Below are 19382 nucleotides of genomic sequence, written 5' to 3' on the forward strand. Positions count from 1 at the left end.
AACCGTCTGCTGCTGATGATCATTCTGATGATTCTGGTCTTTGCGGTGGGGACGGCGCTGGACCTGGCGCCGACGGTGCTGATTCTGACGCCGGTGCTGATGCCGTTGGTGAAGGCGGCGGGGATCGACCCGTACTACTTCGGGATCATGTTCATGATGAACAACGCGATCGGGCTGATCACGCCGCCGGTGGGAACGGTGCTGAACGTGGTCTCGAGCGTTGCGCGGGTGAATCTGGATACGGTGATCAAGGGGATGTTCCCGTTCCTGGTGGCGGAGACGCTGGTGATGTTCCTGCTGGTGGCGTTCCCGCAACTGGTGACGATCCCGGCACGGTGGTTCTACTAAGCGAAGTAGCAAGGTGTAAGTCGTTCAATCAAACGAGGAGAAACGGAATGAAAATCAAGGGCATGTTCAAGACGTTGCTGATGGCGGGCGCGCTGGCGGGGATGTTCGCTTCGGCGCAAGCGGAGACGCTGCGCTTTGCATCGGAAGCGCCGCGTTCGGACACGCAATTCCAGGGCGGCGAGAAATTCAGCGAACTGCTGAAGGCGAAGACGAAGGGCGCGCTGGAACTGAAGGTGTATCCGGACAGCTCGCTGGGCAAGTTTGACGCGGCGATCAGCGGTGTTCGCGGCGGGACGATCGACATCATCGTGTCGGGCTCGGGCAACTACAGCGGGCTGGTGCCGCAAATGGGGATCTTCGACATCCCGTTCATGTTCAAGGACACGGCGCACGCGTACCGTGTGCTGGACGGCAAGCCGGGCCAGGACATGCTGGACAAGCTGGCTGAATTCAACATGAAGGGTCTGGCGTACTGGGATAACGGCTGGCGTCAGATGAGCAACTCGAAGCACCCGATCAACGTACCGGCGGACGTGAAGGGTCTGAAGATGCGGACGACGGGCAGCCCGGCGCACATCGAAGCGTTCAAGCTTCTGGGCGCGAACCCGGTGCCGATGCCTTTGGCGGAACTGTACACGGCGCTGGAAATGAAGACGGTTGACGCGCAGGAACACCCGATCGGGGTGCTGTGGTCGGCGAAGCTGTACGAAGTTCAGAAGCATCTGTCGCTGACGTATCACGCGTACAGCGCGCTGGTGGTGGTGATGAACAAGCAGAAGTTCGAATCGCTGTCGCCGGCGAACCAGAAGGCGATCGTCGAAGCGGCGCGTGAAGCGGGCGCCTACCAGCGCAAGCTGAACAACGAGAACATCGCGAAGATCGTTGCGGACCTGAAGAAGCTGAACGTTGCGGTGGTGGAGAAGGTTGATCCGGCGCCGTTCCTGGAAGCGACGAAGGCGGGCCGCAAGACCTTCACCGACAAGTTCGGCGGTGAAGACGTGATCAAGGCCATCGACGCCGTCCGCGACGTCAAGTAAGGCTTATGCGGCGCGCTGTGCGCGCCTTTTCCGTGTTGCCGGGGGCGCGGTACCGGCAACACGGTTTTTCGGTATATAGACGTTTGTCATGAGTGAAAAAGTCAATTCGAGTGTCGATAAAACCCTGAACGTGCTCGAGGCGGTGGCGCAGAATGCCAAAGGCTTGTCGCTCGCGGAAATCGTCAAGATCGTCGGTATGCCGAAGACCACGGCGTTCCGGGTGCTCGAGATTCTGGCCGGGCGTGAGTATGTCACCTGGAACAAGGAAAACGAGCGGTATTACATCGGCGTCAAGGCGCTGGAAATCGGACTCTCCGGATTGATCGGGCAGGACGTTGTCGATGTCTCGATTCCGTATTTGCAGGAATTGTCGATGTCGGTGGGCGAAACCTCGTTTCTTGCCGTCTACAACGACGGCGATGTCGTTTATCTCTACAAGGCGGAGGGGACCGGCTCGATCCAGACGACGGCGCATCTGGGCAGCCGTCGTCCGGCCTATTGCACAGCCTTGGGCAAGGTGATCCTGGCGAACCTGTCGATCGAGGAGACCGACCGGGTGTTCGAACGGAAACTGACGCGCCTGACCGAGAAAACGATTGTCGACCGGGTCAAGCTCTACGAGGAATTCGCGACCATTCGCGCCAACGGCTATGCCGTCGACGACGAGGGGGTCGAGTACGGGTTGTTCTGCCTGGCGGTGCCGATCTACAACTACACCGGCAACGTCATCGCCGCGATCAGTGTGTCGGGGCCGATCAAACGGCTGAACGAAGAGCGCCAGCAGGTGGTCGAAGCACTGATGCAAGTGGGGGCGACAATTTCACGGCGACTCGGTTTCGTCGCCGCGATGCGACAGCGCCGATAGCGGGTTGTGTGTTGTTTTCGAAGCCCTTTTTTCTTGATGAAAGCGCGGGCTTCGTGTAAAGTGATTGGTCAGGCCATTTGACCTATTTTTCCGGGTCTTCCGTGGGTGTCGTCATCAGGTCTGCAATGCTGCCAAGTGACCGGACGCACGCTGAAGTGGTTGTCGAAAATGTTGTTTTGATTGGAATGTTGCGATGAGTGAAGCTGTTTTCTTTCCCGATAGTGCGCTGGAACTCGAGGAAATCGAGCCCGGCAAGGTCAGCCGGAAGATTCGTGCCCACGGTGGCGGGTTGATGGCCGTCGAAGTGTTTTTCAAGGCCGGGGCGATCGGCTATGAGCATCGCCACGTGCATGAGCAGGTCTGCTATTGCCTCGAAGGCGAGTTCGTCTTCACCGTCGAGGGCGAGTCCACGACGCTGCGTGCCGGCGATTCCGTTTTCATCAAGTCCTCGGTGCTGCATGGGGCAACCTGTGTCGTCGAAGGGCGATTGCTCGACATCTTCACGCCGCAGCGTGAAGACTTTCTCAAGGCTTAGTTTTTGGAGGTTGCATGAAACTCGATATCCGTTATTCGCATCATCCCGAGGACATGAAGAAATATGACACGGAGACATTGCGTCGTCATTTTCTCGTCGAGCAGGTTTTTGTCACCGGGGAGCTTCGGCTGACCTATACGCACGTCGATCGCGTCGTTTTCGGCGGTGCCGTTCCGACCTCGCAGACCTTGTCGCTCGAAGGCGGCAAGGAGTTTGGCACGCCGAACTTCCTCGATCGGCGCGAGCTTGGCGTCGTGAACCTCGGCGGCAGCGGTCGCGTCATCGTCGACGGTGAAACGCTGGCGCTGGCCAATGGCGAAGGTCTCTATGTCGGCATGGGCAAAACGACCGTGGCGTTCGAGAGCGACGACGCGGCGGCGCCGGCGAAGTTCTATCTCGTCAGCAGCCCCGCGCACGCGACTTACCCGACCGTGCATATCAGCCGCGAGAAGGCCAATCCGCGCAAACTCGGCTCGCCCGAGACCTGCAACGTGCGCACCATCTATCAATACGTTCACCCGGCCGTCTGCAAGAGCTGCCAGTTGGTGATGGGCGTCACCGTGCTCGAGCCGGGCAGCGTCTGGAACACCTTCCCGCCGCACACGCACGAGCGTCGCATGGAGGTCTATCTCTATTTCGGCATGGCGCCCGAAACACGGGTGTTCCACCTGCACGGCCAACCGCAGGAAACCCGCCACATCGTCATGGCCAACGAACAGGCCGTGATTTCGCCGTCGTGGTCGATCCACTCCGGCGTTGCTTCCGGTCCGTACTCGTTCATCTGGGCGATGGCCGGTGAAAACCAGACCTTCGACGACATGGACGGCCTCGGCCCCAACGACCTCAAATAAGGAGCACGGAAAAATGAGTGGAATTCTCGACGCATTCAAGCTGGAAGGGAAAGTGGCCATCGTCACCGGGTCCGAGCGCGGCCTCGGGCGCGGCATGGCCGTGGCGCTGGCGCAGGCCGGTGCCGACATCGTCGGCGTTACCTATACGCCGGACGCCGCAGAAACGCAGGCCGCCGTCGAGGCGACCGGGCGCAAGTACCTGCACATCCAGGCCAACCTGCTCAGCATCGAGCCGGTCGAACAGGTCGTCAAGACCGCCGTCGAAGCCTTCGGTCATGTCGATATCCTGGTGAACAATGCCGGTATCATCATGCGTAACGACTCGATCGATTTCACCGAGAAGGAATGGGATGATGTCATGAACATCAATCTCAAGACGGTGTTCTTCATGTGTCAGGGCGTTGCCCGTCAGTTCATCAAGCAGGGCACCGGCGGCAAGATCGTCAACGTTGCCTCGATGCTGTCCTTCCAGGGCGGTATCCGGGTGCCGTCCTACACGGCATCGAAGAGCGGCGTCAAGGGCATCACCATGCTGATGGCCAACGAGTGGGCCAAGCACGGCGTCAATGTCAATGCCATCGCTCCGGGCTACATGGCGACCGACAACACGGCGCAGTTGCGGGCCGACGAGGCGCGCAGCAACGAAATCCTCGGCCGTATTCCGGCCGGGCGCTGGGGCTTGCCCGAGGATCTCGGCGGTGCTGTCGTCTTCCTGGCGTCTAAAGCGGCTGACTATGTGAACGGCTATACCATCGCCGTGGACGGTGGCTGGCTGGCACGCTGATTCACGAGACTGGCCGGGCGGTTTTCGTTCCGGCCGGGCGAAAAAAAGCGGTCCCTGACGGGGCCGCTTTTTTTATGGCGCGGTCCGGGCGTCGTCAGGCGAGCGCGTGCTCCTTGATCAGGCCTTCGCGATAGGCGTGCAGCAGGGCCTTGAGTGCGTCGATCTTTTCCTGGATTTCGATGCCGCGGTCGGTGTCACGGACCCGCAGTCTGAACGGGTGGGTGTGCACGATTTCGGTTTCGCTGTCGATGTCGAACTCTTCCGAAACCGCCGCCTGCTTCGATTCGAAGGGCTGGTGGGCCGCCAGCAGCATGCCGCGCGAATTGGAGATGAGCGTGTAGCCGGCGATGCCGGTCTGCTTCTGGTAGGCGCGCGAGAAGCCGCCGTCGATGACCATCAGGCGCCCGTTGGCCTTGATCGGGCGCTCGCCCTTCGTCACTTTCACCGGGACGTGGCCGTTGATGATGATGCCATGGTTGGGGTCGAGCCGGAATTCCTGCAGGATCTTGCGCGCCGATTCCTCGGTGTCGCGCAACGTGTAATAGGCGTTGCGCTTTTCCAGGTGCGTCGCCTTGTCGGCGATGAAGTAGCGTTCGAAGGTGGTCATCCGGTCCTTGCCGAACAGCGGCGACATCGGCGCGCACCAGAGGAACCACATGGCATCCATGCCATAGCGCTTCTGCTCCGGGTGGTCGGTGTCGAAATAGCCTTGCCGGGCCAGGCGATCGACGCGATCGAGGAAGGCCTTGCCGGCAAAGGATTTGCCGTCGACGTTGAAAGCGCGGAAGCTGCCGTCGTCGTTCATCGCGATGCAACCGTGGTAAAGCAGGTTGCCGTCGTGGATGCGGTAGAGGCTGCCGATCGAGAACAGGAAGCGGATATGCTGTTGTAGTTTCTGGCTGCTGGTGAAGGAGAGGATCAGTTTGTCGACGATCGCCTGTTCCTCGGCGGACAGCGCTTCCGGATTGGCCGGGTCGATGGTCGGGAAGAAAGTGTCGATGAGCGGATATTCGACGCCGTCGAGGGTGATGACGCCACGGGCATAGTCGATCTTGCGCAGCAGCAGGCGGTCTTCCATCTGGTACTGCGGCCGCCGCCGGATGACCTGGCTTTCGAGCTTGAACTGGATCACCGCCATGGCCTTTTGCATCTGCGCCATCAGGCGAATCTCCTGGGTGCTGAACAGGCTGTTGGCGGCGACTTTCGGTGTGAAGGGCTCGCAGGGGTCTTCCTTGTAGGTCTCGAGCGCAAACGAGGCGAGCGGCAGCAGGCTGATGCCATAGCCGTTTTCGAGCGTCTCCATGTTGCCGTAACGCAGGCTGATGCGGACGACGTTGGCGATGCAGGGCTCGCAGCCAGCGGCGGCGCCCATCCACAGGATGTCGTGGTTGCCCCACTGGATGTCCACCTGGTGGTGATCCATCAATTCGTCGAGGATGATGTGGGCGCCGGGGCCGCGGTCGTAGATGTCGCCGATGATGTGCAGGCGCTCGACGGCCAGTTGCTGGATGAGCGTGGCGAGACAGGTGATGAAGGTCTGCGAGCTGCCGGTCGAGACGATGGTGTCGATCTGGCTCTGGTAGTAGGCCGATTTGTGTTCGACGCCTTCCTGATCGTAAAGAAGCTCCTCGACCGTTTCGGCCAGGTGCCTGGGCAGCAGGGCGCGCACCGACTCGCGGCGGTACTTGGCGCTCAGCGTACGACAGAACTTGACGAGCCGCACCAGCGTGAGCCGGCACCATTCGTCCTTGTCGGACACGCTTTGCAGCATCAGCGGTGTCTTGTCCTCGGGATAGTAGATCAGTGTCGTGAGGTTTCGGCGTTCGCGTTTCGACATCGAGTTGGCGAACATTTCGTCGATCTTGCGCCAGATCGAGCCGGCGCCGTTGCGAATGACATGCTGGAAGGCTTCGTGCTCGCCGTGAATGTCGGAGAGGAAGTGCTCGGTACCCTTGGGAAGTTGCAGCTGCGCGGTGAGGTTGATGATGGCCGTCGAGGCCGCCTCGATCGAGGGGTGCTTTTCGGAGAGCAGCGAAAGGTAGTTCAGGGGGTACTTTTGCATAATCGTGGCCTTCGTGATGACGCGTGAATGACGCGTCGGGTCAAAATGTCGTGAAAAGTATCGGGGCTGTCCGCGACGGCGTCAATTCCTCTGCGGATTGCCACAGGGGCGTCGCCGATTACAGCGGTTTGCGGCAATCCCCTTTATCGAGGACAATATCGACCGGAAGAGTGCCGGAGAGTTCAGCGGAAACGGGTTCCGGCGCCCGCGCCGGAATGTTCGGCGCTTAAAAGAAGAAAGACGGCTGCCGGCGACGTCCGGAGGCAAACGAAGAGGGGAAACGATGCATCAGGGTGGCGAGCAGAGCAAGGCCCAGCAGGCGGCACTGGCATTGGCGGCACTGGGGGTGGTGTATGGCGATATCGGCACAAGCCCGCTGTACACGATGAAAGAGGTGTTTTCCGGCAACCATCCGATTCCGCTGACGCCGGATAACGTGCTTGGCATTCTCTCGCTGATCGTCTGGGCGCTGATCGTCATCGTCTCGATCAAGTATGTCGTCTTCATCATGCGCGCAGACAACCGTGGCGAAGGCGGCATCATGGCCCTGATCGCACTGGCCCTGCATGATGCCAAGGGCAATCCAAAACGCGAACGCGCGATCATGCTGGTCGGCTTGCTCGGCGCCGGCATGTTCTATGGTGACGGCATGGTAACGCCGGCCATCTCGGTGCTTTCGGCGCTGGAGGGTCTCGATGTGGCGACGCCGGCATTCCGGCCGTATGTCATTCCGATGACCCTGCTCGTGCTGTTTGCGCTCTTCTTCTTCCAGCGACGCGGGACGGCTTCGGTCGGTGCCTTGTTCGGTCCGGTGATGCTGCTTTGGTTCGGCACACTGGCGACGCTCGGTGTCGTCAGCCTGTCGTCCAATCCGCAAGTCCTGTATGCGCTCAATCCGCTTTATGGCCTGCGTTTCCTGTTCGCCAATCCGGGGCTGGCGATCGTTGCCATGGGGGCGGTCGTGCTCTCGATTACCGGGGCCGAGGCGCTGTATGCCGACATGGGACACTTCGGTTCGCGGCCGATCCGCCAGGCCTGGTTCAGTTTCGTCATCCCGTCCCTGATCCTCAATTATTTCGGCCAGGGCGCGCTGCTGCTCGCCGACCCCGACAGTGCCTCCAATCCTTTCTATCATCTGGCGCCGGACTGGGCCTTGCTGCCACTCGTCGTCTTGTCGACCGCGGCCACGGTGATCGCTTCGCAGGCCGTCATCTCGGGGGCGTTCTCGGTGACCCGGCAGGCCATGCAGCTCGGCTTTGTGCCGCGCTTCGACGTCAAGTTCACCTCCGAGAAGGAGCAGGGGCAGATCTATCTGCCCGGCGTCAACTGGGGTTTGTTCCTGGCCGTCGTCGTGCTCGTGCTTGGCTTCCAGTCGACCAACAACCTGGCCGGGGCCTACGGTATTGCCGTGACCGGCGACATGGTGATCACCTCGACGCTCGCCATCGTCGTTGCCGCGCGTGGCTGGGGCTGGGGCTGGGGACGGGCAGTGGCGCTGTTCTCCTGCTTCCTCGTCATCGAGCTGACCTTCCTCTATGCCAATATTCTCAAGATTCCCGACGGCGGCTGGTTCCCGTTGATGATCGGTTCGCTGGTCTTCGTACTGATGAGCACCTGGAAACGCGGCGGGCAGCTGCTCAGTTCGCGCACTAGCGGCGAGGCGATCGAACTCGACATGTTCATCGATGCGCTGCTGATCTCGGAACCGGTCCGCGTCGAGGGGACAGCGGTCTTCCTGACCTCGCGCAACGATCGCGTGCCCAATTCGATGCTGCACAACCTGATGCATAACAAGGTGCTGCATGAGCGCGTACTGGTGGTTTCGGTCGAGGTCTTCGACGTGCCGTATGTGCCGGAGATCGATCGCGTCGATATCCAGAAACTCAAGGGCAATTTCTACCGGTTGAACGTGCAGTACGGTTTCAAGGACGATCCGAACATCCCGCAAGCACTGGCACTGTGCGCGGAACAGGAACTCGTCATCGACATGATGTCGACATCGTTCTTCCTCGGTCGGGCGACGCTGGTGCCGAGGATCGGGTCGGAGATGGCGTACTGGCGCGAAAAGCTGTTCATCTTCCTGTTCCGCAATTCGAGCAGTGCCACGAGCTTCTACAAGATCCCGAGCAACCGCGTCGTCGAACTCGGGACGCAGGTCGTGCTTTAGGAATCGCGGGGCGCGGCGCCTGGTCGGCGCGCCCGGGCGCTGGCCTTACGTGCTTGTCCCAGGCGCCGCTGCAGCAGGATCGCGATGCGGGCGGGGCGATCCGGGCGTCAAGGCGCCGGTGTTTGTCCTTCGCATCCCGAAAAAGCGCCCGGCGCCGCAGCCGGCGCCGGACGTAGTGGCCGCTTAGCTGCTGGCGAGCGCGCGCAGGTCGGCGAGCAGGGCGTCGACGCTTTCCTCGGTGGTGTCCCAGGCGCACATGAAGCGCGCGCCACCGGCACCGATGAAGGTGTAGAAGCGCCAACCGCGCTGACGCAGGCCTTCGATCATTGCCGGCGTCAGATTGACGAAGACACTGTTCGACTCGACCGGGAACATCAATGCCGTGCCGGGAATCTTCGCGAGACCGTCGGCCAGTCGGCGAGCCATGGCGTTGGCATTGCGCGCGTGCCTGACCCAGGTGTCGTTGTCGAGGATGCCAAGCCAGGGCGCCGAGAGAAAACGCATTTTCGAGGCGAGTTGTCCGGCCTGCTTGCAACGCCGCGCGAAGTCTTCCGACAGGTCGCGGTCGAAGAAGACGATGGCTTCACCGACCGGCAGGCCCATTTTCGTGCCGCCGAAGCAAAGCACCTGAACGCCGGCGCGCCAGGTGATATCCGCCGGCGCGACGCCGAGCGAGGCGACCGCGTTGGAGAAGCGCGCGCCGTCCATGTGGACGTTGAGGCCGTGACGGTGCGCCATGTCGGCGATCGCCGCGACTTCGTCAGGCCGGTAGACGGTGCCGACTTCGGTCGATTGCGTCAGGGTGACGACCTTGGGCTTCGGGTAGTGGATGTCGTTGCGTCGCTCGATAACTTCGAGCACGCTCTCGGGCGTGAGCTTGCCGTTGTCACCACCGGCAGTCAGGAGCTTCGATCCATTCGAGAAAAACTCGGGACCGCCGCATTCGTCGGTCTCGACGTGAGCCACTTCGTGGCAGATGACGCTGTGATAGCTCTGGCAGAGCGCGGCGAGCGCGAGCGAGTTGGCGGCGGTGCCGTTGAAGGCGAAATAGACGTCGCAGTCAGTGGCGAAAAGTTCGCGCAAGCGGTCGGAGACGCGGCTTGTCCACTCGTCGTCGCCGTACGCCGGTGCGTGGCCGACGTTGGCTTCGATCAAGGCCTGAAGCGCTTCCGGGCAGATTCCGGCGTAGTTGTCGCTGGCAAAATGCTGCATGGGTTTTCCTGGCGAGAAAACCGCCTATTTTCGCACTCCTGTGCCGTTCAGGCTACTACCGGGTCCTTTTCGCTCGCGTAGCTCAGGCGGATCTTGTCGTCGGGACCGATGTCGACCGTGACGTGGCCGCCATTGACGAGCCGTCCAAACAGCAACTCGTCGGCCAGCGCCGCCCGGATGACATCCTGGATCAGCCGCGACATCGGCCGGGCGCCCATCAAGGGATCGAAGCCCTTGGTCGCCAGGTGATCCTTGAGTGTATCGGTAAAGGCCACCTCGACCTTTTTCTCATGCAGCTGCTCTTCGAGTTGCATCAGGAACTTGTCCACGACGCGCAGGATGATGTCATGGTCGAGCGGCTTGAACGAGATGATCGCGTCGAGCCGGTTGCGGAACTCGGGCGAGAAGATGCGCTTGATATCGACCATTTCGTCACCGACGGCGCGTGCGCTGGTGAAGCCCATCGTCGCCTTTTGCAGCGATTCCTGCCCGGCGTTGGTCGTCATGATGATGATGACGTTGCGGAAATCGGCCTTGCGTCCGTTGTTGTCGGTCAGTGTGCCGTGATCCATGACTTGCAGCAGGATGCTGTAGATGTCCGGATGCGCTTTCTCGATTTCGTCGAGCAGCAGCACACAGTAGGGCTTCTTGGTGACGGCTTCGGTCAGCTGGCCGCCCTGGTCGAATCCGACATAGCCGGGGGGCGCGCCGATCAGGCGCGAAACGGCATGACGCTCCATGTATTCGGACATGTCGAAGCGCAGCAGTTCGACGCCGAGGCAATAAGCGAGCTGCTTGGCAACTTCGGTCTTGCCGACGCCGGTCGGGCCGGAGAAGAGGAAACTGCCGATCGGCTTGCCCGGCGTGCCGAGGCCCGAGCGCGCCATCTTGATGGCTTTGGCCAGCGCGTCGATGGCGACGTCCTGGCCGAAGACGACAGCCTTGAGATCGCGATCTAGGTTCTTCAGGGCGCTACGGTCGTCGGACGAAACCTGGGTCGAGGGCACGCGCGCGATCTTGGCGACGATTTCCTCGATATCCTGCTTGCCGATCAGTTTCTTCTGCTTGGACTTGGGCAGAATCCGCTGCGCCGCGCCGGCCTCGTCGATGACGTCGATGGCCTTGTCCGGCAAATGCCGGTCGGTAATGAAGCGCACCGACAGATCGACGGCCGAGGTCAGCGCCGCCGCCGAATACTTGATGCCGTGGTGCGATTCGAAGCGCGACTTCAGTCCCTTGAGGATGTCGATGGTATCGGCGCTCGACGGTTCGTTGACGTCGATTTTCTGGAAGCGCCGCGAGAGGGCGTGATCCTTTTCGAAAATGCCGCGGTACTCGTTGTAGGTGGTCGCGCCGATGCACTTGATCAGTCCGCTCGACAGCGCCGGCTTGAGCAGATTGGACGCATCCATCGTGCCGCCCGAAGCGGAACCCGCGCCGATCAGTGTGTGGATCTCGTCGATGAAGAGAATGGCGTTGGGATTTTCGCCGAGTTGCTTGAGCACCGCCTTCAGGCGTTGTTCGAAGTCGCCCCGGTATTTCGTCCCGGCCAGCAGGGCGCCCATGTCGAGCGCATAGACGTTGGCTTGGGCGAGGATTTCCGGCACGTCGTTTTCGACGATCTTGCGGGCCAGTCCTTCGGCGATCGCGGTCTTGCCGACGCCGGCTTCGCCGACCAGTAGCGGATTGTTCTTGCGACGGCGGCAGAGGGTCTGGATGACGCGTTCGAGTTCCTGATCGCGTCCGATCAGCGGGTCGATCTTGCCTTGCAGCGCCAGCGCGTTGAGGTTGATGGTGTAGCTTTCGAGCGGGCCCGCCGCGTTCTGCTGGCCTTCGGCTTCCGTTTCGCCTTCCGGTTCGGCGCGCGGGGCATTCGGTTGCACCTTGCTGACGCCATGCGAGATGAAATTGACGACGTCGAGGCGGGTGATGCCTTGCTTTTGCAGGTAATAGACGGCGTGCGAATCCTTCTCGCCGAAGATTGCGACGAGCACGTTGGCGCCGTTCACTTCCTTCTTGCCGGAGGACTGGACGTGCAGGATGGCACGCTGGATCACGCGTTGGAAGCCGAGCGTCGGCTGCGTGTCGATTTCGTCCTCGCCTTCGATGCGGGGCGTGTGCTCACCGATGAACTTGTTGAGGTCGCGGCGCAGTTGTTCGATATTGCCACCACAGGCGCGCAGCGCTTCGGCGGCCGACGGGTTGTCGAGGAGCGCCAGCAACAGGTGCTCGACCGTGATGAATTCATGGCGCTTCTGCCGGGCTTCGACAAAGGCCATGTGCAGGCTGACTTCAAGTTCTTGCGCAATCATTCAATTCTCCTCCATGACGCAGGCCAGCGGATGCTGGTTTTCCCGGGCGTAGTTCGTCACCTGTTCGACCTTGGTGGCGGCTACGTCGCGCGGGTACACCCCGCAGATGCCTTGTCCTTCCACATGAACTTTGAGCATGATTTGCGTGGCGCGTTCGCGGTTCATGGAAAAAAACTTCTGCAGCACATGGATGACGAAATCCATTGGCGTGAAGTCGTCGTTGAGCAGCAAGACGGTATAGAGCGGCGGCGGTGCCAGTCGCGTCCGCTGTGCCTCGAGTGTTGTGCCTGTTTGATGCTGTTTTGCCATGAACTCATTGTAACCAGAGTCCCGTTTTGCGCAAAACGCGACGTTTGAAAGCGCTTTTTGCGCGATATGCCACAAATTCCGTTTCGGGCCTGCCTAAAATGCTTGACGCATCGGTTATATCTAGCGTAAAAAGACTGAATGTTTTGATTCAGGCAGTTGTTGAATTCCAAACATGAAAGTCGGGCGATGCCCGGATCCAGTCTTTTTTCAAGGAAGTAGCAATATGGCAACAGGTACAGTGAAGTGGTTCAATGACGCCAAGGGCTTTGGTTTCATTACGCCGGACGATGGCAGCGAAGATCTCTTCGCCCATTTCTCGGCGATCACCATGAACGGATTCAAGACCCTCAAAGAGGGCGAGAAGGTCAGCTTCGATGTGACTCAGGGTCCCAAGGGTAAGCAAGCTTCGAATATCGCACGTGCCTGATCTCAGGTGCTGCGAAAAAACCCGCTACGGCGGGTTTTTTTTTGCCTGTACGCCGTGACCGGGCGCCGGAGCGCGGTGCCGATTCCGCGCAAGCCGCCCGGCTCCGGTATCATGGCGGTTTCGTCTTCATTTTTCGACGGGGCGTGACCATCTTGAATCTGTCCCTCCTTCATCGTTTCGGCCGATTTGCCCGCCGGAACGCCTTCGTTCTGATCGCCGCAGCCTTCGCTGGCGGTTGTCTTGCCGATGAATTGCCCGAACTTGGCGAGGCTGCGCGCGCGGAACTCTCGCCGCAGATGGAGCGCAAGATCGGCGAGAGCATCATGAACGAGATCCGGCAGCGCGAGCCGAGCTACATCGACGATCCTGAGGTCAACGATTATCTCGGCCGGATTGGGCGCCGCCTCGTCGAGTCGAGTGCGAATCCGACCGGCGATTTCCATTTCTTCGCCATCCGCGACAATTCGGTCAATGCCTTCGCCATGTTCGGCGGTTTTATCGGCGTCAATACCGGGACGATGCTCACCGCGCAGACCGAGTCGGAACTGTCGGCCGTCATGGCGCACGAAATTGCCCACGTCACCCAGAACCACCTGGCGCGGCAGATCGCCAAGCAGAAGCAGAACACGATCCCGTCGATGGTGGCGATGGCCGTCGGCATCCTCTTGGCGCGTTCGAATTCGTCGGCGGCCATGGGCACGATGATGGCGGGATCGGCAGGTGCCGTTCAGGCGCAATTGGCCTACACGCGGGATTTCGAGCGCGAAGCCGACCGGATGGGGTATCAGACGCTGGACAAGGCCGGTTTCGACGTGCGCGGGATGGGCGATTTCTTCTCGCGTCTGCAGACGGCGAGCCGGCTTTACGAGAACAACGCGCCGGTCTATCTGCGGTCGCACCCACTGACGCTCGAGCGTCTGTCGGATATGCAGAACCGGTCGCAGGAATCGCCGTACCGCCAGGTCGTCAGTTCGCTCGATTTCTATCTCGTCCGTGCCAAGCTGCGGGCGTTCAACGGCACACCGCGTGAGGCGGTAGCCGACTTCGAGACGCTGGTTCGCGAGAAAAAATACGTTTCGGCCGCCGCCGCCCGTTACGGACTGGCTGAAGCACAGATGCGCGCCAAGAATTACGCCGCGGCCCAGCGCGAAATGGATGCGCTGCACGCGCTCAAGCTCAGTTCGCCGCTGATTGCCGGGCTGGCGGGAGAAATCCGTCTCGCGCAGAACGATGCGCCCGGCGCCGTGGCGATCTATCGCGAGGCCTTGCAGCGCTTTCCCGGCGCCAAGTCGCTCGTCTATGGCTATGCCGAGGCCTTGTACGCCGCGCGCCAGTTCGACCAGGTACTGTCCTTCCTGGAGTCGCAGGTGCAGTTCAGTTTTGCCGATGCCACGCTCTACGCGCTGCAGGCCAAGACCTACGCGGCGCTGGGCAAGCGCCTGCAACAGCATCGGGCCCAGGCGGAGACCTATGTCTTGCGCGGCCAGCTTGGTGCGGCGGTCGAGCAGTTACAGTTCGCCCAGCAGGCGGCCGACGGGAATTTTTATGAACAATCTGCCGTCGACGCCCGCTTGCGCGAACTGCGCGCGCTGCAGGCCGACGAAGCCAAGCAGAAAAAGAGCGGCTGGTAGTCGTCTTCACTTTATTCAGGATTCATCATGCAAAGCGATCGCGCACTCGACGTCAAGGGCCTCAACTGCCCGTTGCCGATTCTGCGTACCAAGAAGGCGCTCTCCGAGATGGAGAGCGGACAGATTCTTCACGTGCTGGCGACCGATCCCGGTTCGGTCAAGGATTTTCAGGCTTTCGCCCGGCAGACCGGCAATACCCTGCTCGAGTTTTCCGATGCGGGGCCGGTCTTCGAGTTCTATTTCCGGAGAAAGTAAGGGCCGATCCGGGGCATGGGCCCGTGCATGGAGGCGCCGTTCGCGCTGGTGGACAGCGACGACGGTGCGGCGCTGTGGCTGAGCGGGTACGGCGGCGCACTGTCGATTGAAGCGTCGTCGAGTGTCGATGCAGCGACCTTTTTTGCGGCGGCAGAAGCGGAGACAGGTGCCGGACGCTGGGTGCTGATCGCGGCAGATTACGGCCTCGGCAGCGTTTTCGAGCCCGTTGCCCGCGTGCCGGCCGGCGAGCGTTGCCGGTTGCGCGGCTGGGTCTTCGCCCGGTGCGAGCGGCTCGACGCCGTGGCGGTGGACGCGCGCCTGCAGGCGTGCCTGGCAGGAATGTCCGAAAGCGAACGTGCCGCCGGTGTCGCCGACTGGCGCGTGTCGTTGCCGGAAGCCGACTACTGCGCCAAAGTGGACGGGATTCAGGCGTGGATCGCGTCCGGCGACTGCTATCAGGTCAATCTCACCTTTCCGTTGTACTTCCGCGCCTTTGGGCATCCGCTGGCGCTCTACGCGGCCTTGCGTCGGCGCCAGCCAGTGCGCTACGGCGCCTTCGTCGGGGTCCCCGGCGCGACGCTGCTGTCGTTTTCGCCGGAACTGTTCTTCGAGCGGACGGGGACGCGCGTGCAGGCGCGGCCGATGAAAGGCACCGCGCCGCGCGGCGATACCGCTGCCGAGGACGCGGCCTTGCGTGCGGCGATGCTGGCCTCGGACAAGGAGCGCGCCGAGAACGTCATGATCGTCGATATGTTGCGCAACGACCTCGGGCGGCTGGCGCGACCCGGCAGCGTTCGTGTCGAGGCGCTGTGCGAGGCGGAGGCCTATCCCACCGTCTGGCAGCAGGTGTCGACGGTATCGGCCGAACTGCCCGAGGCCCCCTTGGCCGATCTCTTCGCGGCGCTCTTCCCCTGCGCGTCGATTACCGGTGCACCGAAGCTGCGGGCGATGCAGCGTATCGCCGAACTGGAGGAAGCGCCGCGCGATCTGTACACCGGCGCGCTCGGCTGGGTGGCGCCGGGGGGCGACTGCCGGTTCAACGTCGCCATCCGCAGCCTTGAGCTTGGGCCGGACGGCGATGCCAGTCTCGGCGTCGGCAGCGGCATCGTCATCGATGGCGATCCGCGCCGCGAATATGCCGAATGTTTGCTCAAGGCGCGCTTCATCCGCGAATTCGATCCGGGTTTCGAGTTGATCGAGACCCTGCGTCTGGAGCAGGGGCGTTATCCGCTGTTGCCCTTGCATCTCAAGCGACTCGGATGCTCGGCGCGCTGCCTCGGGTTCGCCCTCGATGCCAAAGCGGTCGAGGCGGCGCTTGTCGAATTGGCCGCACGCCATGCCGCTGGCGTTTTTCGCGTGCGCTTGTCGCTGGCGCATGGCGGCGCCTTTCACTTGCAGGCGGCGCCGCTCGATACGTCGCAGCGGGCCTGGCGCTTCCTGCTCGCCGAGGAAGTGCTGCCGGACGGCGATTTCCTGCGCGCGCACAAGACCACCGTGCGCGGTCGTTATGACAAGGCCTTGGCCGGACTGCCCGGCGATGTGTTTGACCGCATCTTTCTCAACCGGCGCGGGGAAGTCTGCGAGGGGGCCCGCAGCAATGTCTTTGTCGTCCGCGACGGCATCTGGCTGACGCCGCCGCTGGCCTCGGGGCTCTTGCCGGGCGTCCTGCGTCAGCACCTGCTCGACAGCGGGCGGGCGGTCGAGCAGGTAGTGACGCGCGACGATCTCTTCACCGCGTCGGCGGTCTATCTGGGGAATGCGCTGCGCGGCCTCGTTCCCGTGCAGTACCGCGATCCGGACTAGGCTTTGCCGCGCGGTGGCAGGCCGGCGTCGGCCGAGACGTCGAGCGCGATGCTCGTCCAGTCGAGTTCGCCGCCGCCCTTGGCGACCCGCGCGGCGAAGCGGCTGACCAGCGTCGACAGGATCGGCATCGGCACGGCGTTGATCCGCGCCGTTTCGGCGACGAGTTCGACGTCCTTGCGGCCGAGGGCGAGACGGAAACCGGGCGGATCGAACGCGGCGTCGGTGATGATGCGGCCATAATTCTTGTAGATCGGACAGGCGAAGATGCTGTTGCCGAAAAAGTCATTCATCTGCGCCGGGTCGATGCCGTTCTTTTCGGCGAAGGCAAAGGCTTCGGACATCGATTCGATGGCCGCGGCAATCATGAAATTCCCCGACAGCTTGACGATGTTGGCGCCGCCGGGATCCAGCCCGAAGTCGACGCGCTTCTGGCTGAGCGGTTCGAGGATCGGCAGTGTCCGGGCCTTGCTTTCGTCATTGCCCGAGACGCAGATCCAGAGCATGCCTTCGGCCGCCGCGCTCGGCCGGCCGAAGACCGGTGCGGCGACGTAGCCGCTGCCGGCGCGCGCATGTTCCTCGGCGAGACGGCGCGCCGTCGTCGGCAGGATCGTGCTCATCGAGACGTGAATGCTGCCGGGCTTCATCGCGGCGAGGAAGCCCGCGTCGCCGAGCGCGATGCCATCAAGGGCGCGGTCGTCGGAGACCATCGTGAACACGAAATCGGCGTCGGCCACTGCCTCGGCCGGCGTTGCCGCCAGCCGGGCGCCGGCGTCGACGAGCGTGCGCGCCTTGTCGGCGTTGCGATTCCAGACAGTCAGCGGGAAGGCGGCATCAAGAAAGCGTCGCGCCATGGCGGCGCCCATGCCGCCGAGGCCGAGGTAGGCAATGCGGGGTTTCATCGTTGGATCTCCGTGGTTGGATGAGCCAGGACAGGTGTCAGGTCCTGGCCCGTGGTTCGGGCGACCGTGACTGCCAGTCGTCCATCGATTCGAGTGCCGCGAGGCGTCGCGAGGCGCCTTCCATGTGCAACCGCGCGCATCGACGTGCTGCCTCGGCGTCGCCGCTGGCGATGGCGTCGACGATCGCCGCATGCTCCTGCTTGACTTCGTTGATCAGGACCTTTTTCGTCGCTTCGTAGCTGCGTGTGACCTGCGTCGCGTTCTTCAGGAAATTGAAGAGGAACTCGATCAGCGCCAGGAAATGCGGGTTGCCGGTCGCTTCGGCAATGCTGCGGTGGAAGGCGATGTCCGCCTCGACGCCGTCCTTGCCTTCCTTTTCTTCGATTTCGATCTGGCCGAGCGCGACACGGATGGCGTCGAGTTGTGCGGCGGTACGGCGCACGGCAGCGAGGGCGGCGATTTCGCTTTCGAGCACCATCCTCAGTTCAACGACCTTGAGAATGCTCGGAATCGAATCGATGATCGCCGGATCGATGCGGAAGGGCGACTGGATGTTCTCCTCGCGGACGAAGACGCCGCTGCCCTGGCGCGATTCGACGAGCCCTTCGGATTTGAGCCGCGACACGGCTTCGCGGATGACCGTGCGGCTGACGCCGAAGCGCTCGGCCATGGTCGCTTCCGATGGCAGGCGCGTGCCCGGGGCAAGGTCGTTGCCACGGATCAGCTGGGTCAGGGCGCGGCAGACGCGATCGGTCAGCGAGCCGGCAAGCGTGATTTTTTCGACCTTGAATTCAGGCGTGTCGGTCATTGTCGGGTCCTGGCGGAATGGTTTGGGTTGCTGCGAAAGTGTATTCCAATCCGGATCAGAAGATCTCGGCGGCGACGTCGCGGATGTGTTTGAGCAGCAGGTGCGTGCCCGGCGCCGGCAGTTGGTCGCGGCGCTGGATGATGCCGTAGTTTTCCATGGTGCAGGGAACGTCGATCGGCAGTCGTGCGATTTCACCGCTGCGCATGTAGAAGGCGGCGACGTCGACCGGAACGATGTGGAGGAAATCGGTGTGGATCAGCATGTTCATGACGACCAGCACCGAGGTGGTGTCGACGGTGTTCGACGGGATTTCCAGGCCGGCGCGGCGGAACATCATGTCGAAACGGTTGCGCAGGATGCTGCCCCGGCCCGAAAGAATCCAGCCGGCGTCGACGACGTCTTCGAGGCGGAGATCGGGGCGCGTCATCAGTGGATGATCGCGGCGCGCCACGACGCATTCGGTTTCGACCGACAGGTCCTCGTAGATGAGGTTGGGTTCGTCTTCCTGTTCCATCAGCCGGCCGAGCACGAAATCGAGCTGGCCCTGCTTGAGCCGGGCGACCAGGTCGTTACTGGTGCTGACTTCGAAGCTGATGCACAGTCGCGGCGCTTCGCGCTTGGTACGGATGATCGCCTGCGGGATCAGCGCCGGGCAGGGGGTGATGATCGCGCCGACGTTGACCTGCCCGGAAAGCCCGGCCTGTAGGGTCGCGACCGCTTCCTGCGCCTGCGAGAGGCAGGACAGCGACATGCGCACGTGGCGGATGACGGCGTCGCCGTAGATCGTCGGCGCGACGCCGCGCGGCAGTCGCTCGAACAGCGGCACGCCGAAGATGGCCTCGATGTCCTTCAGCATCTTCGAGGCGGCCGGCTGGCTCATGTCCGTCTCGATCGCCGCCTGATGGATGTTGCGCACCTCATCGAGGGCGATCAGCAGGTTCATTTGCCGGGTCTTGAGGCGCGAACGCGCACGGGCGGCGAGTAGCTTTTCAGTCATGTCGGAAGAGGTCGAAGAAAATCATGAACGTGGGAACTGCGATTCGAATGATATAAAAAATGGCATCCTTTGTTAGAAAT

Annotated in this window: 18 protein-coding genes; 11 read left to right on the top strand and 7 right to left on the bottom strand. The window is 62.1% G+C overall.

All coding sequences use genetic code 11. The features are described from left to right. The 6 genes from BLR25_RS20280 to kduD form a co-directional block, all read left to right on the top strand. Positions 1–348: TRAP transporter large permease subunit (locus BLR25_RS20280; protein WP_143009881.1), on the top strand; the 348-nt coding region annotated here is incomplete at its 5' end. Positions 349–395: 47 nt separating this feature from the next. Further along, on the top strand, positions 396–1385 hold the full coding sequence (locus tag BLR25_RS20285) for a TRAP transporter substrate-binding protein (RefSeq protein WP_091938660.1): 990 nt from the start codon (positions 396–398) through the stop codon (positions 1383–1385). An 88-nt stretch (positions 1386–1473) separates the two neighbouring features. Next, positions 1474–2250 carry an IclR family transcriptional regulator gene (locus BLR25_RS20290; protein ID WP_091940570.1) on the top strand — a complete coding sequence of 259 codons (777 nt, stop codon included), beginning with the start codon at positions 1474–1476 and terminating at the stop codon, positions 2248–2250. Between the two features lie 193 nt (positions 2251–2443). Next, positions 2444–2785, top strand: a complete 342-nt coding sequence (locus BLR25_RS20295; RefSeq protein ID WP_091940572.1) for a cupin domain-containing protein — start codon at positions 2444–2446, stop codon at positions 2783–2785. Positions 2786–2799: 14 nt separating this feature from the next. Further along, complete coding sequence (gene kduI, locus BLR25_RS20300; RefSeq protein ID WP_091940574.1) at positions 2800–3636, top strand: 5-dehydro-4-deoxy-D-glucuronate isomerase; 837 nt, start codon at positions 2800–2802, stop codon at positions 3634–3636. Positions 3637–3649: 13 nt separating this feature from the next. Continuing rightward, positions 3650–4420 carry a 2-dehydro-3-deoxy-D-gluconate 5-dehydrogenase KduD gene (gene kduD / locus BLR25_RS20305; RefSeq protein ID WP_091940576.1) on the top strand — a complete coding sequence of 257 codons (771 nt, stop codon included), beginning with the start codon at positions 3650–3652 and terminating at the stop codon, positions 4418–4420. 94 nt (positions 4421–4514) lie between these two features. Here the strand turns inward: kduD and BLR25_RS20310 are convergent, their stop codons facing one another. Continuing rightward, the gene (locus tag BLR25_RS20310; RefSeq protein ID WP_091940578.1) at positions 4515–6482 is read right to left on the bottom strand and encodes a fructose-1,6-bisphosphatase; all 1968 of its coding nucleotides are present in this window, start codon (positions 6480–6482) and stop codon (positions 4515–4517) included. Positions 6483–6765: 283 nt separating this feature from the next. Here BLR25_RS20310 and BLR25_RS20315 point away from each other — a divergent pair, with 283 nt between their 5' ends. After that, the gene (locus tag BLR25_RS20315; protein WP_091940580.1) at positions 6766–8649 is read left to right on the top strand and encodes a potassium transporter Kup; all 1884 of its coding nucleotides are present in this window, start codon (positions 6766–6768) and stop codon (positions 8647–8649) included. Positions 8650–8832: 183 nt separating this feature from the next. Here BLR25_RS20315 and BLR25_RS20320 read toward each other — a convergent pair whose 3' ends face one another. The 3 genes from BLR25_RS20320 to clpS are packed head-to-tail and all read right to left on the bottom strand — an operon-like array spanning position 8833 to position 12482. Continuing rightward, positions 8833–9861 carry a threonine aldolase family protein gene (locus BLR25_RS20320; protein ID WP_091940582.1) on the bottom strand — a complete coding sequence of 343 codons (1029 nt, stop codon included), beginning with the start codon at positions 9859–9861 and terminating at the stop codon, positions 8833–8835. A 47-nt stretch (positions 9862–9908) separates the two neighbouring features. Next, entirely contained in the window at positions 9909–12173 is a 2265-nt protein-coding gene (clpA, locus tag BLR25_RS20325) for an ATP-dependent Clp protease ATP-binding subunit ClpA (RefSeq protein WP_091940584.1), read from the bottom strand. Then, positions 12174–12482 (bottom strand): ATP-dependent Clp protease adapter ClpS, encoded by a 309-nt coding sequence (clpS, locus tag BLR25_RS20330; RefSeq protein WP_091940586.1) that lies wholly within the window; start codon positions 12480–12482, stop codon positions 12174–12176. A gap of 223 nt (positions 12483–12705) precedes the next feature. Here clpS and BLR25_RS20335 point away from each other — a divergent pair, with 223 nt between their 5' ends. From BLR25_RS20335 to pabB, 4 genes are all read left to right on the top strand, one after another. Continuing rightward, complete coding sequence (locus tag BLR25_RS20335; RefSeq protein ID WP_091940588.1) at positions 12706–12909, top strand: cold-shock protein; 204 nt, start codon at positions 12706–12708, stop codon at positions 12907–12909. A gap of 152 nt (positions 12910–13061) precedes the next feature. Next, positions 13062–14540, top strand: a complete 1479-nt coding sequence (locus BLR25_RS20340) for a M48 family metalloprotease (RefSeq protein WP_245715620.1) — start codon at positions 13062–13064, stop codon at positions 14538–14540. Between the two features lie 27 nt (positions 14541–14567). Next, entirely contained in the window at positions 14568–14795 is a 228-nt protein-coding gene (locus tag BLR25_RS20345) for a sulfurtransferase TusA family protein (RefSeq protein ID WP_091940590.1), read from the top strand. A 15-nt stretch (positions 14796–14810) separates the two neighbouring features. After that, complete coding sequence (gene pabB, locus BLR25_RS20350; RefSeq protein WP_091940593.1) at positions 14811–16598, top strand: aminodeoxychorismate synthase component I; 1788 nt, start codon at positions 14811–14813, stop codon at positions 16596–16598. Here the strand turns inward: pabB and BLR25_RS20355 are convergent. The 3 genes from BLR25_RS20355 to BLR25_RS20365 are packed head-to-tail and all read right to left on the bottom strand — an operon-like array spanning position 16595 to position 19302. Continuing rightward, positions 16595–17497: an NAD(P)-dependent oxidoreductase gene (locus BLR25_RS20355; protein ID WP_091940594.1), complete on the bottom strand. Its 903-nt coding sequence runs from the start codon at positions 17495–17497 to the stop codon at positions 16595–16597. The genes pabB and BLR25_RS20355 overlap by 4 nt on opposite strands. Before the next feature lie 37 nt (positions 17498–17534). Further along, a complete protein-coding gene (locus BLR25_RS20360; RefSeq protein ID WP_091940596.1) occupies positions 17535–18305 on the bottom strand; it encodes a FadR/GntR family transcriptional regulator in 771 nt (256 codons plus the stop codon). A 55-nt stretch (positions 18306–18360) separates the two neighbouring features. Next, a complete protein-coding gene (locus BLR25_RS20365) occupies positions 18361–19302 on the bottom strand; it encodes a LysR family transcriptional regulator (RefSeq protein WP_091940599.1) in 942 nt (313 codons plus the stop codon). Positions 19303–19382: the final 80 nt, after the last annotated feature.

Origin of the sequence: Propionivibrio dicarboxylicus, from assembly GCF_900099695.1 — a bacterium.
GTDB classification, from domain to species: domain Bacteria; phylum Pseudomonadota; class Gammaproteobacteria; order Burkholderiales; family Rhodocyclaceae; genus Propionivibrio; species Propionivibrio dicarboxylicus.

Coding starts and splice junctions, on each gene's coding strand:
- BLR25_RS20355 (WP_091940594.1), bottom strand. CDS start 17,497: ATGAAACCCCGCATTGCCTACCTCGGCCTCGGCGGCATGGGCGCCGCC.
- BLR25_RS20320 (WP_091940582.1), bottom strand. CDS start 9,861: ATGCAGCATTTTGCCAGCGACAACTACGCCGGAATCTGCCCGGAAGCG.
- clpA (WP_091940584.1), bottom strand. CDS start 12,173: ATGATTGCGCAAGAACTTGAAGTCAGCCTGCACATGGCCTTTGTCGAA.
- BLR25_RS20310 (WP_091940578.1), bottom strand. CDS start 6,482: ATGCAAAAGTACCCCCTGAACTACCTTTCGCTGCTCTCCGAAAAGCAC.
- kduD (WP_091940576.1), top strand. CDS start 3,650: ATGAGTGGAATTCTCGACGCATTCAAGCTGGAAGGGAAAGTGGCCATC.
- BLR25_RS20365 (WP_091940599.1), bottom strand. CDS start 19,302: ATGACTGAAAAGCTACTCGCCGCCCGTGCGCGTTCGCGCCTCAAGACC.
- clpS (WP_091940586.1), bottom strand. CDS start 12,482: ATGGCAAAACAGCATCAAACAGGCACAACACTCGAGGCACAGCGGACG.
- BLR25_RS20285 (WP_091938660.1), top strand. CDS start 396: ATGAAAATCAAGGGCATGTTCAAGACGTTGCTGATGGCGGGCGCGCTG.
- BLR25_RS20345 (WP_091940590.1), top strand. CDS start 14,568: ATGCAAAGCGATCGCGCACTCGACGTCAAGGGCCTCAACTGCCCGTTG.
- BLR25_RS20360 (WP_091940596.1), bottom strand. CDS start 18,305: ATGACCGACACGCCTGAATTCAAGGTCGAAAAAATCACGCTTGCCGGC.
- BLR25_RS20290 (WP_091940570.1), top strand. CDS start 1,474: ATGAGTGAAAAAGTCAATTCGAGTGTCGATAAAACCCTGAACGTGCTC.
- BLR25_RS20315 (WP_091940580.1), top strand. CDS start 6,766: ATGCATCAGGGTGGCGAGCAGAGCAAGGCCCAGCAGGCGGCACTGGCA.
- pabB (WP_091940593.1), top strand. CDS start 14,811: ATGGGCCCGTGCATGGAGGCGCCGTTCGCGCTGGTGGACAGCGACGAC.
- BLR25_RS20295 (WP_091940572.1), top strand. CDS start 2,444: ATGAGTGAAGCTGTTTTCTTTCCCGATAGTGCGCTGGAACTCGAGGAA.
- kduI (WP_091940574.1), top strand. CDS start 2,800: ATGAAACTCGATATCCGTTATTCGCATCATCCCGAGGACATGAAGAAA.
- BLR25_RS20335 (WP_091940588.1), top strand. CDS start 12,706: ATGGCAACAGGTACAGTGAAGTGGTTCAATGACGCCAAGGGCTTTGGT.